Origin of the sequence: Kribbella sp., from assembly GCF_035655035.1 — a bacterium.
GTDB lineage: Bacteria > Actinomycetota > Actinomycetes > Propionibacteriales > Kribbellaceae > Kribbella.
Genome location: NZ_DASRVN010000157.1, coordinates 1 through 15,114 on the forward strand (window position 1 = coordinate 1; position 15,114 = coordinate 15,114).

At 70.8% G+C, this 15,114-nt stretch carries 13 protein-coding genes; 10 read left to right on the forward strand and 3 right to left on the reverse strand.

What is annotated here, in order from left to right; translation table 11 throughout:
• The 6 genes from VFF46_RS09090 to VFF46_RS09115 form a co-directional block, all read left to right on the forward strand.
• A partial coding sequence (locus tag VFF46_RS09090; RefSeq protein WP_325036600.1) for an ornithine cyclodeaminase family protein occupies positions 1–747 on the forward strand: 747 nt, incomplete at its 5' end.
• Between the two features lie 70 nt (positions 748–817).
• Entirely contained in the window at positions 818–2,212 is a 1,395-nt protein-coding gene (locus tag VFF46_RS09095; protein ID WP_325036601.1) for an NAD-dependent malic enzyme, read from the forward strand.
• On the forward strand, positions 2,200–2,922 hold the full coding sequence (locus tag VFF46_RS09100) for an aspartate/glutamate racemase family protein (protein ID WP_325036602.1): 723 nt from the start codon (positions 2,200–2,202) through the stop codon (positions 2,920–2,922). The genes VFF46_RS09095 and VFF46_RS09100 overlap by 13 nt, the downstream gene beginning before the upstream one ends.
• Before the next feature lie 61 nt (positions 2,923–2,983).
• Complete coding sequence (locus VFF46_RS09105; RefSeq protein WP_325036603.1) at positions 2,984–4,405, forward strand: MFS transporter; 1,422 nt, start codon at positions 2,984–2,986, stop codon at positions 4,403–4,405.
• A 15-nt stretch (positions 4,406–4,420) separates the two neighbouring features.
• The gene (locus VFF46_RS09110) at positions 4,421–5,842 is read left to right on the forward strand and encodes a Xaa-Pro peptidase family protein (protein WP_325036604.1); all 1,422 of its coding nucleotides are present in this window, start codon (positions 4,421–4,423) and stop codon (positions 5,840–5,842) included.
• On the forward strand, positions 5,839–6,732 hold the full coding sequence (locus VFF46_RS09115) for an ABC transporter substrate-binding protein (RefSeq protein WP_325036605.1): 894 nt from the start codon (positions 5,839–5,841) through the stop codon (positions 6,730–6,732). The genes VFF46_RS09110 and VFF46_RS09115 overlap by 4 nt, the downstream gene beginning before the upstream one ends.
• A gap of 3 nt (positions 6,733–6,735) precedes the next feature.
• On the opposite strand, the gene VFF46_RS09120 is transcribed toward VFF46_RS09115, so the two are convergent.
• On the reverse strand, positions 6,736–7,596 hold the full coding sequence (locus VFF46_RS09120) for a MurR/RpiR family transcriptional regulator (protein WP_325036606.1): 861 nt from the start codon (positions 7,594–7,596) through the stop codon (positions 6,736–6,738).
• A gap of 112 nt (positions 7,597–7,708) precedes the next feature.
• Here VFF46_RS09120 and VFF46_RS09125 point away from each other — a divergent pair, with 112 nt between their 5' ends.
• Genes VFF46_RS09125 through VFF46_RS09135 form a run of 3 tightly spaced genes read left to right on the forward strand, consistent with a single transcriptional unit; the run spans position 7,709 to position 11,647 of the window.
• The gene (locus VFF46_RS09125) at positions 7,709–9,139 is read left to right on the forward strand and encodes an MFS transporter (RefSeq protein ID WP_325036607.1); all 1,431 of its coding nucleotides are present in this window, start codon (positions 7,709–7,711) and stop codon (positions 9,137–9,139) included.
• A gap of 1 nt (position 9,140) precedes the next feature.
• Positions 9,141–10,313, forward strand: a complete 1,173-nt coding sequence (locus tag VFF46_RS09130; RefSeq protein WP_325036608.1) for a metal-dependent hydrolase family protein — start codon at positions 9,141–9,143, stop codon at positions 10,311–10,313.
• Positions 10,313–11,647, forward strand: a complete 1,335-nt coding sequence (locus VFF46_RS09135) for an amidohydrolase family protein (RefSeq protein ID WP_325036609.1) — start codon at positions 10,313–10,315, stop codon at positions 11,645–11,647. Before VFF46_RS09130 ends, VFF46_RS09135 begins: the two co-directional genes overlap by 1 nt.
• A gap of 78 nt (positions 11,648–11,725) precedes the next feature.
• Here the strand turns inward: VFF46_RS09135 and VFF46_RS09140 are convergent, their stop codons facing one another.
• Together VFF46_RS09140 and VFF46_RS09145 are read right to left on the reverse strand one after the other, a co-directional pair.
• Positions 11,726–12,997 carry an ABC transporter ATP-binding protein gene (locus VFF46_RS09140; RefSeq protein WP_325036610.1) on the reverse strand — a complete coding sequence of 424 codons (1,272 nt, stop codon included), beginning with the start codon at positions 12,995–12,997 and terminating at the stop codon, positions 11,726–11,728.
• An 82-nt stretch (positions 12,998–13,079) separates the two neighbouring features.
• Positions 13,080–14,213 carry an N-acetylglucosamine-6-phosphate deacetylase gene (locus tag VFF46_RS09145; protein WP_325036611.1) on the reverse strand — a complete coding sequence of 378 codons (1,134 nt, stop codon included), beginning with the start codon at positions 14,211–14,213 and terminating at the stop codon, positions 13,080–13,082.
• A 118-nt stretch (positions 14,214–14,331) separates the two neighbouring features.
• Here VFF46_RS09145 and VFF46_RS09150 point away from each other — a divergent pair, with 118 nt between their 5' ends.
• Positions 14,332–15,111, forward strand: a complete 780-nt coding sequence (locus VFF46_RS09150) for a glucosamine-6-phosphate deaminase (RefSeq protein WP_325036612.1) — start codon at positions 14,332–14,334, stop codon at positions 15,109–15,111.
• The last annotated feature ends 3 nt before the right edge of the window (positions 15,112–15,114 follow it).

Below are 15,114 nucleotides of genomic sequence, written 5' to 3' on the forward strand. Positions count from 1 at the left end.
GGCCTGCCGGTGCAGCAGTCGACGATCCTGCTGGTGGATCCGGAGACCGGGACGTGCGAGGCGATCCTGGACGGGCCGGCGCTCACCTTGTTCCGGACGGCGGCGGCGTCGGCGGTGGCCACCAAGCATCTGGCGCGGTCCACGGCCCGGACGGTCGGGTTGGTGGGGGCCGGGGCGCAGGCTCGGGCTCATCTCGATGCGCTCGCCTGCGTGATGACGGTTGAGCGGGTCGTCGTGTGGAGCCGGACGAAGGCCCGGGTCGAGGCATTCGTTGGATATGCCAAGGACCGCGTGCGAGAGATTGTTGTTGCCGAGGGCCCCGAACAGGTGGTGCGGGAGGCGGACGTGGTGTGTACGTTGACCCCCTCCCGGGAGCCGATCGTGCGGGGGGAGTGGTTCGCGCCGGGGTTGCACGTGAACGCTGTCGGGGCGCCGCCGCGGCCGGACCATCGGGAGATCGACAGCGCGGGGATCGCCCGGAGCCGGGTCGTCGTCGACAGCTACGACGTCGTACGGCGGGAGTCCGGTGACGTCCTGGTGCCGCTCGCCGAGGGGCTGATCACGGCGGAGCACTTCGGCACCGAGCTCGGTGACGTGGTCGCCGGCGTCCGGCCGGGGCGCCGTACGGACGACGAGATCACGCTGTTCGACTCGGTCGGGCTCGGGCTGCAGGACATGGCCGCGGCCCGGCTCGCCGTCGACGCGGCCCGCCGTACCGGCCTCGGCGTCGAGCTCCGGCTGAACTAGACGTGTGACCCGCCGCTCGCCGGGATCGAGTCGGCGGGTCACACCCACACACCATCGACAAAGGAGCGACATGCCCACTCCGAGCCCCGGATACTCGATCACCGCGCGCGTCGAGGCGCCGGCTTCACCGCACCTCACCACCGCACTGACCACCGCGATCGGCGCGGCCGGTGGAGCCCTGACCGCGCTCGACGTCGTCGAGTCGCGCGCCGACCGGATCGTCGTCGATGTCACCTGTGACGCGGTCGACGCGAGCCACGCGTCCGCGCTGGAGAAGGCGCTCGGCGCGGTCGAGGGAGTCACCGTCCGCAAGGTCAGCGACCGGACGTTCCTGCTGCACCTCGGCGGCAAGCTCACGGTGGTACCGAAGGTGCCGCTGAAACACCGCGACGACCTGTCCCGCGCGTACACGCCGGGCGTCGCCCGGGTCTGCCAGGCGATCGCGGAGAACCCGGCCGACGCGCGCCGGCTGACGATCAAGCGGAACACGGTCGCGGTCGTCACCGACGGCTCCGCGGTGCTCGGCCTCGGCAACATCGGCCCGGCGGCGGCGCTACCGGTGATGGAGGGCAAGGCCGCGCTGTTCCAGCAGTTCGCCGGTGTGGACGCCTGGCCGGTCTGCCTGGACACCCAGGACACCGACGCGATCGTGGAGATCGTGCGTGCGATCGCACCCGTGTACGGCGGCGTGAACCTCGAGGACATCGCGGCACCCCGCTGCTTCGAGATCGAGAAGCGGCTGCGGGAACTGCTCGACATCCCGGTGTTCCACGACGACCAGCACGGTACGGCGATCGTCGTACTGGCGGCGCTGGCGAACGCGCTGCGGGTGGTGGGCAAGCGGATCGAGGACGTCCGGATCGTGGTGTCCGGTGTCGGTGCCGCCGGGCACGCGATCATCCGGCTGCTCGCCGCGCAGGGTGCGCGCGAGATCGTCGCCTGCGGCCGTACCGGCGCGGTGCACGCGGGGCAGACGGGCCTGGACGAGTACCGCGGCTGGATCGCCGCGAACACCAACCCGCGCGGCGAGACCGGCACACTGACCGAGGTCCTGCCCGGCGCGGACATCTTCATCGGTGTCTCCGGGCCGGGCCTGCTGACCGGCGACCACATCGCCACGATGGCCGACGACGCGATCGTGTTCGCGCTCGCCAACCCGGATCCGGAAGTGGACCCGGCCGCGGCCGGCGAGCACGCGGCCGTGGTCGCGACCGGCCGGTCCGACTACCCGAACCAGATCAACAACGTGCTCGCGTTCCCCGGGTTCTTCCGCGGCATGCTCGACGCGGGCGCCCACCGGATCACCGACGCCGTGCTGCTGGCCGCCGCGGACGCGATCGCGAACTCGGTCGCCGCCGAGGAGCTGAACGCGACGTACATCGTGCCGAGCGTGTTCGACGCGGCAGTCGCACCCGCCGTCGCCGCGGCCGTCCGCAAAGCCGTGGAGGCACCGTGCGCATCCTGATCGCCAACGTCAACACCACCAAGACCATGACCGACACGATCCGCGAGTCGGCGGCCGCGTACGCGTCGCCGGGGACCGAGATCATCGGCCTGACGCCGGACGTCGGGCCCGAGTCGGTCGAGGGCAACTTCGAGAGCTACCTGGCCGCGGTCGCGGTGATGGACGCGGTCGTCCGGTACGACGGCACGTACGACGCCGTGATCCAGGCCGGGTACGGCGAGCACGGGCGCGAGGGGCTCCAGGAGTTGCTCGACGTGCCGGTGGTCGACATCACCGAGGCCGCCGCCCAGGTCGCGATGCTGGTCGGCCGGAGCTACTCGGTGGTGACGACGCTCGACCGCGCCGTACCGCAGATCGAGGACCGGTTGCTGCTCGCCGGACTCTCGGCGCGCTGCGCGTCGGTACGGGCCAGCGGCCTCGCCGTACTGGAGCTCGAAGCGGACCCGGACCGGGCGATCGACGCGATCGTCGAGCAGTCGGTCAAGGCGGTGACCGAGGACCGCGCCGAGGTGATCTGCCTGGGCTGCGGGGGAATGGCCGGCCTGGACCGCAGGGTCGCCGCGGCCACCGGAGTGCCGGTGGTGGACGGGGTGGCGGCGGCCGTACAGCTCGCGGAGTCGCTGGTCCGGCTCGGGCTCTCGACCAGCAAGGTCCGTACGTACGCCGCACCGCGGCCCAAGGTCATCACCGGATGGCCGTTGCACGAGTAGGTAACACCCCGAGATCCCGGCTCGGTCGACAACAGATTCCCCTGTCAGTAGGAGGTCGGCCATGCACCCCTCGGAATTCCGGAGCACCGATACACCCCCAACCACCAGTCGCCTCTCGGAGGTGATGGACCGGATCGGCTGGACCCGCGCGCACTGGGTCGTGGCCGGCCTGGTGCTGGCCGGGATGTTCTTCGACGCGCTCGAACAGGACACCACCGGCGCCATCACCGAAGGGCTCAAGGCCTCGTTCGGGATGGGGACCGCGGATCTCGCCTTCCTGAACACCGTGATGATCATCGGCGGACTGGTCGGCCGGCTCGGCACGGGCTACCTCGCGGACCGCAAGGGCCGCCGGTACGCGCTCTCGTTCAACCTGCTGCTCTACACGCTCGGTGGCATCCTCAGTGCGATCGCGCCGAACCAGACCTTCCTGGAGGTGTCCCGGTTCATCGTCGGGATCGGCCTCGGCGGTGAGTTCACGGTCGGGCTCGCGCTGGTCACCGAGATGGTCGCGACCAGGTACCGCGGAACCGTCGCCGCCTCGCTGAACATCGGCTCCGGCGGCGTCGGCAACTTCGTTGCCTTCGGCCTCTTCCTGGTCGTACTCGGTCCGCTGAACGACGTGCTCGGCGGTACGGCGGCGAGCTGGCGCTGGCTGTACGTGCTGCTCGCCGTACCGGCGCTGCTGATCGTGTTCATCCGCCGGTACATGCCGGAGTCGCCGCGGTTCCTGCTCTCCAAGGGCAGGCTGCACGAGGCGAACGAGGCGCTCACCACGCTCGCCTCGGGCCGCCTCGGCCGCAAGGGCAGCGGCCCGGTCACGCAGTACCTCACCGACGAGGACATCCCGGACGTGGTCGGCCAGTCGGTGCCTTTGCGGACGCTGGTGTCGGCCGGCTCGTTGCGTCGTACCGCCGCCATCGGGATCGCGTCGTGGATGTCGTTCGGTGCGCAGATCACGTTGCTGGTGCTGATGCCGACCATCCTCGTTGCCCAGGGCTACAGCATCAGCTCCAGCCTGGCGTTCACGATGGTGATGAACCTCGGCAGCCTGCTCGGCGCCTGCGTCGCGGCCCTGGTGGCGCGGAACGTCGGCCGGCGGACCACCGTCGTCAGCGCGGCCGTGCTGGGGTGCGGCGCCGCGGTCGCGTTCGCCACGTTCGCGCACGGTACGACGCTGATCCTGCTGCTCGGCGGCACGTTCCAGTTCTTCGCGCTGCTGCTGAACACCACGCTCGCGGCCTGGTCGCCGGAGGTCTACCCGACCGAGGTCCGCGCGCTCGGCTGCTCGATCGTGAACGGGATCGGCAACGTGTCCGGCGCGGTGATGCCGCTGATCGCGGTCCCGGTGTTCGCCGCCTGGGGGATGAGCGGCGTGTTCCTGATGCTCGCGGTGATGTACGTCGTACTCGCGATCGCGGCCCGGTTCGCGCCGGAGACCTACCGGCTGTCGCTCGAGCAGATCAACCAGACCCAAGTTTGAGAGAGGACACTACTTGTGAGGGAATACAGCACCCCGGTCGACTACCAGCGGATGGAGTCGCTGCTCAGCGACTTCGAGCCGAGCTTCGACTTCGAACCGGCCGCGCAGCTCACCGAGGCGGAGTACGCCGACCGGATCGAGCGGCTCCGCCGGGAGGCGACGGTCGCGGGCCTCGACGCGCTGCTCGTGCACGCGAGCCTGGTCGGCTGGTACCACACGTCGAACCCGTTCCTGCGGTACCTCTGCGACTGGATGCGGGAAGGGGTGCTGATCCTTCCGACCGATGCCGATCTGGATCCCGAACTGCTGTCGTTCTGGACCGAGTCGGCGGTGGTACCGCCGGGCGGCGAGCCGCTGCTGGTCGGCGACATCTGGCAGATCTCGCCGTTCGGCCGGGAGAGCGTGAACCGGCCCGGATCCCCGCTGCGGAAGACCGTCGACGGCTGCGTCGGCGTCCTGCAGCGGCTCGGGCTCGCGGGTGGTTCGCTCGGCCTGATCGGCGACGACACCGCCGCGACGTTCTTCGCGGGGTTGCGGGAGGAGCTGCCGCGGACGGCGTTCACCAACGCCACGGACATGATCCTGCGGATGCAGCGGATCCGGTCGGCGGCGGAGATCGACATCATCCGGTCCGCGGGCGAGCTGATCGGCATCGGCTGGGAGGCGTTGTGCCACGTCGTACGGCCCGGGGTCACGGACTACGAGGCGTACGCGGCGTTCTCGTACGCCCAGCTGGCGCGCGGCGGCGAGACGGGCGACGGGTACCAGATCGGCGCGAACCGGTACGGGACGCTGTGCGGGAAGCCGTACGGGCATGTGCTCACCCACGGCGACCTGCTCAACCTGTACATCTCGAACGTGACCTACCTCGGGTACTGCGCGCAGGCCGCGCGGATGCTGGTGGTCGGTACGGCGACGCCGCGGCAGGACGAGGTCCTGGAGATGACGGTCGACGCCGTACGGCGGGCCGAGGCCTTGATCGGACCGGGCGTGAAGTTCAGCGAACTGCACGACGCCGCGTTCGAGGCGTACGTGGAGCGCGGGTACCTGAAGTCCAAGGAGACCCGCACGATGCCGTTCAACTGGGAGGCGATGCCGGACGGCTCACCGCGCCGGGTGAAACGCCAGTACGTCGAGGACGCGGACTGGGAGGCGCAGGGGCGGCGGCTGATGCACGTCTGGCCGGCCGCGCCCGGGCCGCACAACCCGAACCTCGGGCACGCGATCGGGATGCCGAAACTCCCGCAGTACAACGTCACCTCGCACAACACCGACCGGATGGAGCCGGGCATGGTGTTCGTCCTGCACGCGCAGTGGGTCGACCCGCTGGTCGCCGGTTCGAACCTCGGGGACCTGTACGTCGTCACCGAGGACGGCTACGAGAACCTGACCCGCCGTACCCCGGTCGAGCCCTACCGAACGGAGATCTCCGCATGACCACGCTCAAGCTCAGCTCGATGGCGCACGGACTCAACTACCTTCCGGAGTACGTTGCGCGCGGCAACGGAATCTTCGCCGCGAACGGTCTGGCCGTCCCGTACACACTGCACGACCCGTGGGACGGCATGATGCACGCGCTCGCCGACGGGACCGCCGACGTGGCGCTGGGCGGGGTCTGGGTGCCGGCCATGTACTCGGGTCGTGGCCGGGACTTCGTCGCGATCGCCCAGCTCAACGACCGGTTCCCGATGTGCATCGTGACCCGCGAACGGGTCGACGGCTTCGAGCTGTCCTGGCTGCGTGACCGGACCATCCTGGTCCCCGGCCAGGGCGGCACGGCACCGGCCGAGTTCACCCGCGGCCTGATGCGCGAGGCCGGCCTCGACCCGTGGCAGACCCGGTTCGCGCACGACCTGTCGATGCCGATGCTGTCCGACCTGTACGTCGGCGGCCTCGGCGACGCGTTCCTGACCGACCTGGTCACCGCGCTCGAACTGCAGCGCGCGGGCCGCGGCCACCTCGCGTACCTGCACGCCGAGCGCGGCGGCCGGATGCCGAACAGCGTGTACTACGTACTCCGTGAACGCCTCGAGGAACTGACCCCCGCGCTGATCCCGTTCGTGCGGTCCATCGACCAGGCGATGCAGCAACTCCGCGACGGCAACGTCACCGACCTGAACGGCCTGTTCGCCGCCGAGTGGCCCGCGGCCGACCCGTCCACGCTGCTGGCCGCGACCGAACTCCTCATCAAACACGGAGTCTGGAACACCGCCCGCGTCGACCGCGACGCCCTCGAACGCTGGACCGGCATCCTGCACACCGCAGGCCTGACCGTCGACCACGTCAAGTACGACGACATCATCGACACCCGCGCCATGCTCGAGTGAGGCTCAGTCGGGGACGAAGAAGTCCATGTCCTGCCAAAGGGTGTCCACGTGCGCGATCGCGGACCGGCTGCGCTGCGGCTCGATCGCGATCAGCGCCGCGGCCAGGCCGTACGCCAGGCTGGTGGCCACGGTCATCGAGCGGAAGTTCGAGATGCCCTCGGCAGGGATGATCAGCACGTGGTCGGCGTGGTCCGCGGCAGGGGAGTGCCGGGTGTCGGTGACCGCGCAGGTGGTCGCGCCGACCTGCTGCGCGAACCGCAGGGCGGCGACGGTCTGCTTGTAGTGCTGCCAGAAGCTGAACGCGACCACGCAGTCGTCGTCAGTCAGCCGGGCGAGCGCGTTCGCCAGGTGCGCGCCGCCACGGTCCTCCAGCGTGATGTCGTACCCGCGGCTGGCCGCCATCATCGCGAGCCCCTGCGCGGGCAGCGCGTGCGTCCCGGTCGCCACCACGAGCGTCCGGGGCGCCGCGTGGATCGCCTCGACCACCGCGGCGCCGGCGGTGAAATCGAACGAGTGCAGACAGGACTGCAGGTTCTCCGCGTCCCGCGCGAACGCGGTCGCGAGGACGCCGGCGTGCCCCGACGTGGGTGCCCCGGCGTCGACGTCGTACCGCCGTACGACGTACACCGACCGGAACTCGGCCTGGAACTGCGGCCAGCCGGCGAATCCGAGCGACTGCGCGAACCGGACAACCGTTGCGCCGTTCACCTCCGCGCGCTCGGCGACCTCGGCGGCCGTCGCGTACGACGCGAAACTCGGCTGGGTGGCCACCACGTGCCGGACCCGCTCGGCTTTCGGCCCCAGCCGTGCACCGGGGGACCGGGCGTCCAGCCACTCGCCCACCGTATGGACCTGGTCAGTCATCACCCCATTGTGCCGGATGCATGAAATATTGCACCAGCTATTGCATGCATGAATTCATGCATCTACTGTCCTGGTCATCCACCCCTCCGTGATCGTGCCGTAGGAGGCTCCGATGACCGTGGACATCCCCGCATCCGGCCGGACCCTGCTGGACCGCCTCGAACGCCTGCCGCTGTCCCGCCCGCACCTGATGCTGCTGCTGATCGCTGGCCTCGGGATCGCCTTCGACGGGATGGACGGTTCGCTGGTCTCGTACCTGCTCCCGGCCGTCAAACCGCTGTGGCACCTGGCCCCGTGGCAGATCGGGCTGATCGGGAGCTCGCTGCTGATCGGCATCCTGGTCGGCGCGCTCGGCGCGGGCATCATCGGCGACGCGATCGGCCGCCGCGCGGTGATGATGTACGCGCTCGCGCTGTACTGCGGTGCCACCCTGATCGCGGCGTTCGCGCCGTCCTGGGAGCTGTTCTTCGGCGCCCGGATCGTCGCGGGCATCGGTGTCGGCGCCGAGGCCGCGATCATCCCGGCGTTCATCGCCGAGTTCATCCCGGCCCGGTCCCGCGGCCTGCTGGTCGGCGCGGTCGCCGGGTTCTTCTCCGCCGGGTACGTCGTCTCCGCGCTGCTCGGACGGCTGTTCGTCCCGGCGTTCGGGAACGGCTGGCGGGTGGCGCAGGTGCTGACGGCACTGCCGGTACTGATGCTGCTGTGGTGGCGCCGCGGCCTGCCGGAGTCGCCGCGCTGGCTGATCCAGCAGGGCCGGTACGCCGAGGCGGGCGCGGTCGTGGACGCGCTGGAAGACGCCGTACGGGCGTCCGGCAAGGACGTCCCGCCGGTGCCCGCGCAGGCGCCGCAGACCACGTTGTCGGTGCCGCGGGCGACGAAGCCGGGCGCGGGCCTGATCCTGATGTGGCGCGACGGCCTGGCCCGGCGTACCGCCGTGCTGTGGTTGTTGTGGATCTCGATCACGTTCGCGTTCTACGGGTTCTTCACCTGGATCCCGTCGCTGCTCGTCGAACGCGACCTGACCATCTCGAAGAGCCTCAGCTACGCGCTGCTGATCACGATCGCGCAGATCCCCGGGTACTACTCCGGCGCCTACCTGAACGAGCGGCTGGACCGGAAATGGACGATCGCGTTCTACCTGACCGCCGGGTCGGTGTCGGCCCTGCTGATGGCGAACGCCGGCAGCAACGGGCAGCTGCTCGTGTACGGCATCCTGCTCTCGTTCTTCATGAACGGGACGTACGCCGGTCTGTACGCCTACACGCCCGAGGTGTACCCGACCGCGATCCGCGCGACCGGAATGGGTACGGCGTCCGCGGTCGGCCGGCTCGGCGGGATCAGCGCGCCGATCCTGATCGGCGTGCTGATCACCTCGATCGGGTTCCTGGGGGTCTTCTCGATGATCGCGGCCGCGCTGCTGCTCGGTGCGCTGGCGATCCTCACCCTCGGTCTGTCGACCCGCGGCCGGCGGCTCGAGGACCTCGATCCGGAGCAGGCGGTCGGGCACCCCGGGCCCGCGGTGGCATCCGAGGCGGTGAACTGAGATGGACAGTACGTTCGTCAACGCGGCCGTCCTGGATGTCCGGAACGGGGTTCTGGTCGAGGACCAGGAAGTTGCCATACGCAACGGACGGATCGCCGGGATCGGTTCCGGCGTACGGCGTTCCGGGCTGCTGATCGATCTGCACGGGCAGGTGCTGATGCCGGGACTGATCGACTCGCACGTACACGTCACGCAGGGCAGCGAGAGCTTCGCGGAACTGAAGGCGTGGCCGGCGTCGTACGCGGCGCTCCGGTCCGCGCAGACCCTGAAGGACATGCTGCATCGTGGTTTCACCACCGTCCGGGATCTCGGCGGCGCCGAGGCCGGGCTGGCGCGGGCGCTCCGCGAAGGGCTGATCGAGGGACCGCGGCTGCTGTACGGCGGGCCGATCCTGGCGCCGACCGGCGGTCACGTACTGACCCGGATCTGCGACGGGCCGATCGAGCTGCGGCGCGCGATCCGGGAGCAGTTGGCACAGGGCGCGCACCACATCAAGCTGACGCTCAGCGGCGGCGTCGTCTCGTCGATGCCACTCGACACGCCGGCGTACTCCGAGGAGGAGATCCGCGCCGCCGTCGAGGAGGCCGGTTTCGGCCACGGGTACGTCGCCGGGCACGCGTACTCCGCCGCGTCGGTGAACCGCGCGATCCGGTACGGCGTCCGTACCATCGAGCACGGGAACCTGATCGACGCGGAGAGTGTCGAGCTGTTCCTCGAGCACGACGCGTTCCTGGTGCCGACGCTGGCGACGTTCGACGCGCTCCGGCGCAGCGGGGCCGGACACCTGACGCCGGCGGGCCGGGGCAAGCTCGACAACATCCTCGAGTGCGGCCTGCAGGCACTCGAGCTGGCCGACCGGGCGGGGGTAGCGATCGGCTACGGCACCGACCTGCACGGGGCGCTGCACGCCCATCAGCTGGACGAGTTCACGTTGCGGGCCGACGTACAGAAGCCGGCCGACATCCTCCGGTCCGCCACCGTCGTCGGTGCCGAGATCGCCGGTCTGGCCGGGGATCTCGGCGAGATCCGGGACGGTGCCTCGGCGGACCTGCTGGTCGTCGACGGCAACCCGCTCGAGGACATCGCCGTACTGACGGATCCGGAACGCCGGTTACGCCTGATCATGCAGGGCGGCCGGATCGTCAAGAACACCTTGGACAAGGAGAGTCGCTGATGTGCCGTGACCACGATGAGATCGAGCCGCTGCCGCGCTCGGTCACCCGCCGCGGCGTGATCGGCGGCGCGATGGCCCTGGTCGGCGCGGGCCTCGCAGCCGCCACCCTCCCCGCCGAGGCCGCCATCGGGACCCCGGGGGCCGGCGACGGCGCGGGCCGGGCCGTAACGGCTCCGATCGGGCTGGGGCGTCCGCCGGTGCCGCCGGCTGTCGTCGTCGAGAACGGGACCTTGCTCGACCCGCTCACCGGGCAGGTGGTCGAGGACGCGGTCGTCGTCCTGGACGGTGGAAAGGTAGTGGCCGCTGGCAACCGTTCGCGGACCCGGGCGGCCGTGGCCGCGGTCGGCGGACAGCCGATCGACGCCGGCGGCCGCTGGATCCTGCCCGGTCTCGTGGACGTCCACGTCCACGAGAACGCGGTCGCCGACGCGCACGCCGCGCTCGTGCTCGGCGCGACGACGGTACGCAGCGGTACGTCGGACTTCTACCAGGACGTCGGTCTGCGGGCGCTCGGCCCGTGGGCGCCCGGTGTCGTACCGCGGATGCGGGCGACCGGGACCTTCGTCACGCCGGACCTCGGGACCACGATCATCGGCGACCCGGCACTCGCCCCGCTGGCCGGCGGGGTGCGGACACCGCCGGAGCTGCGATACCTGACCTCGGTCAACCTCGACCGCGGCGTCGACTGGGTGAAGACCCGGGTGAACCCGCGCGCCGGGATCCCCGAGCAGGATCCGCTCGTGCAGGTCTACGACTACGAGCAGATCCGGGCGATCGTCACCGAGGCCGGCCGGCGCGGCGTCGGGGTGATGTGCCACAGCTACAGCGAGCAGGCCATCGACGACGCGGTCCGGGCCGGGATCAGGACGCTGGAGCACGGCGTGTTCGTCGGCGAGCGGACGCTGGTGCGGATGGCGCGGCAGCACACGTACTTCACGCCGACGATGTCCGCGATCAACGGCCTGAAGGACTCGCCGAACCCGATCCTGAAGCAGCGCGGCGAACAGTTCTTCCCGGTCCTGCAGGCCGCCGTACGACGGGCCGCCGAGCTCGGCGTGCCGGTGGTCGCCGGTACCGACTCGTTCGGCCTCGCGGTGGACCCGATCGGCGGTGAGGTACGCCTGCTGCACGAGGCCGGTATGACCGCCCTCGACGCGATCCGCGCCGCCACCACCGGCGCGGCCCGCCTGCTCGGCCTCGGACACACCGTCGGACGGTTGGCCCCCGGGTACGCGGCCGACCTGATCCTGGTCGACGGCAGCCCACTCGACGATCCCGCCGTACTCGAGAGGCCCCACCTGGTCATCTCGAACGGAACGGTGGTCGCCGCGTAGGTCTGTCCGGCCGAGCACGCCCGAGGGTGTCCGGGAACAAGCAATGGCTTGTTCCCGGACACCCGGACCTGTGTCCAGTCAGCGGGTGATGCGGTCTACTCGGTGGCCGGTGTGGTCGAAGAGGTGGATCTGGGTGGTGTCGAGGGTCAGGTGGACGCGGGTGCCGCGTTGGAGGTCGGTGTCGACGGGGAGTTCAACGACCAGGTCGGCGCGGCGGTGGGTCGGGCTGTGGGGCTCGGGGGTGGGGGCGGGCGGCGTGGCGAGGCCGAGGCGGGTGCGGAGGCGGGTGCGGAACGGCGCGGGTGGGTCGGCGGCGGGGATCGCGTGGGCGGGGGTGGCGCGGCCGATGCGGTCGGGGTCGGCGACCTCGATGCCGCACTGGACGAACGCGATCGACTGCTGGCCGTGGAACTCGAACGCGCGGATCGTGCCGGTCAGCCGGTTCGGGGCATCCTCGGTGGTGATCAGGCTGAACGCGTTCGAGCGGGCGCCGACGATCACCGGGGCGCCGTGGTGGTGCCGCAGGATCAGCGAGCGGCGGTCGGTCGGATCGAGGCCGATCGACTGGCCGCCGAACTCCAGGCGGACCCGGTGGTGGGCGGTCACGTTCACGGTCGCGGCGAGCAGGTTGATCCGCGGCGTACCCAGGAAGCCGGCGACGAACGCGGTCGCGGGATCGTTGTAGACCTGGGTCGGCGTACCGACGTCCTCGATCCGGCCGTCGCGCATCACCGCGATCCGGTCCGCGAGCGTGAGCGCCTCGACCTGGTCGTGGGTGACGTACAAGGTGGTGACGTTCAGGTCGCGGGTCATCGCGCCGATCTCCTGCCGGAGCTCGGTCCGCATCGTGGCGTCGAGGTTCGACAACGGCTCGTCCAGCAGGAACACCCGTGGCCGCCGGACCAGCGCCCGCCCGATCGCCACCCGCTGCCGCTGGCCGCCGGACAGCGTGCGCGGCATCCGGTCCAGGACCGACTCGATGCTGAGGATCTGCGCCAGCCCGGCGGCGGTCGTCCCGGCCTCGGCGTCGCCCTGGCCGGCGATCTGCAGCGGGAACATGATGTTCTCCTGGACCGTCCGGTTCGGGTAGAGCGCGCCGGTCTGGAACACCATCGCCACGCCCCGGTCCCGCGGTGCCAGGTGGGTGCCGTTGGTACGCCCGAACCAGACCTCGCCCTCGGTCACCCGCTCCAGCCCGGCGATCATCCGCAGCAGCGTGGTCTTCCCGCACCCGGACGGCCCGAGCAGCACCATGAACTCGCCGTCACCGATCTCCAGCGACAGCTCGTCGACGGCCACGTGTTCGCCGTCGAACACCTTGGACACCGCCTCGAGCCGGATCGCCGTCATGTACGCCTTATACGGGACGCACCGGGCCACCGGCAAGCACAACTGCATGTAGCTGCAGTTCGCTGAACACTTGACTGTTGCCTCAGGCAACCAGTTGGCCGTTGACCACGACCGTGACCGGCGCGCCGATACCACCCGTCGGGGTCTTGGTGAACCGGAGCAGGTCGGCTCGGGTGCCGGGTTCGAGACGGCCGCGGTCGTGGAGGCCCAGGAGGTCGGCGGGGGTCCTGGTCGCCATCGTCACGGCCACCTCGAGCGGAAGGTGGTTCGTGGCCCAGCGGAGGCAGTCGAGCAGGGAGGCGCCGCTGCCGGCGAGGTACGGCGTACCGGTCAGCCGGAGGCCGCCGTCGGGGGTGACGGTGACGGCGCCGCCGACCGCGGTCCGGTAGTCGCCGGGCGCGCAACCCGCGAGGGCGGCGGCGTCGCTCGTGAGGACGCAGCGCTCGGGGCCTTTCGCGCGGACCAGGGCGGCGAACGTGTCCGGGGGCAGATGGTGGCCGTCGGCAATCAATCCCGCGGTCAGGGCGTCGTCGGTGAGTTGGGCCCAGATCGGGTTCTGGTGCCGGTCGATCTGCGCCGGCAGTCCGTTGCCGAGGTGGGTCGACATCCGCCCGCCGGCGGCCGCGAACGCGTGCACCTCCGCGGCGCTCGCCAGCGAATGACCGACCGACGGGAGTACGCCGTTCGCCGCGAGGTGCCGGGTGAACTCGATCGCGCCGGTGCGTTCCGGTGCGACCGTCATGATCGCGATCGCCCCGTCTGCGGCCGCCTGCCAGCGGTCGAACTCGGCGGCGTCCGGGTCCCGGACGACGGCCGGGTCGTGGGCCCCGCGGGCGCCCTCGACGGACGAGATGTACGGACCCTCCAGGTGCAGACCCGGTACGGCGTACCTCACCACCGGATCGCTCGCGCGGGCCGCGGCCGCCTGCTTCACCAGAGTGGTCGTGGTCGCGTCGTCGGCGGAGATGATCGTCGGGCAGACCGTGGTCACGCCCTGCGTCCAGAGCGCGCGGACCAGGGCGGGGAGTTCGTTGGCGGTCGGGTCGTTCACGTCCAGGCCGCCGTACCCGTTGAGCTGGAGGTCGACCAGGCCGGGGATCAGCAGCAGGTCCGGCGCCGACGGGTGGTCGGTGACCTCCTCGATGCCGGCGGGGGAGTAGTGCACCCGCACGCCGCGGCCCGCCGCCGTACGACCTTCCAGGACCTCACTCGTCACAGCGCGCCTCCACGGGCTCGGGGTTCCGGACCAGGTAACTACATCTTGGGACTGACGGCAAAACCTGCTAGTTTGCTGCAAACGTTTGTAGTCTACGTCCCGTCCCGAGGAGTGCATAGTGCCTGTCACCCAGATCGAGGACCTCCGCCTCGAAGTCTTCGCCGCCACCGCCGACATGGCTGCCGCGGCCGCCGCCGGTACCGCCGAGCTGCTCACCCGCGCGGTCGCCGAGCACGGCGCCGCCCGGGTGGTGATCGCCACCGGCAACTCGCAGCTCGCGTTCGTCACCGCGCTGAGCGGGTACGACGTGCCGTGGTCGAAGGTCACCGTCTTCCACATGGACGAGTACGTCGGGATCGACGCGAACCACCCGGCGTCGTTCCGGCGCTGGATCCGGGAGCGGATCGCGGAACCGTTCGGGCCCGCGCGGGTCGAGTACATCGACGGCGAGGCGGCCGACGTCGAGGCCGAGTGCGCCCGCTACGAGGCGCTGCTGCGGGCCGCGCCGATCGACCTGACCTGCATGGGGATCGGCGAGAACGGGCACCTCGCGTTCAACGAGCCCGGCCAGGCGGACTTCGCCGATCCGCGCTGGGTCAGGCAGATCACGCTCACCCCGGAATCCCTGCGGCAGCAGGTCGGCGAGGGTCACTTCCCCGACATCAGCGCGGTCCCGCCGACGGCGATCTCGCTGACGGTGCCCGCGCTGCTCAGCGCCCGCGAGGTACAGGTGGTCGCTCCCGAGCGACGCAAGGCCGCCGCCGTCCGCAACACCCTCACCCTGCCGATCACCCCCACCTGCCCCTCGACCATCCTCCGCCGCACCCCCCACGCCAAGCTCTACCTGGACCCGGCGTCCGCCGGCGACTCCCTCGACCTCCTCCCAGCCCCCGCCTAACCC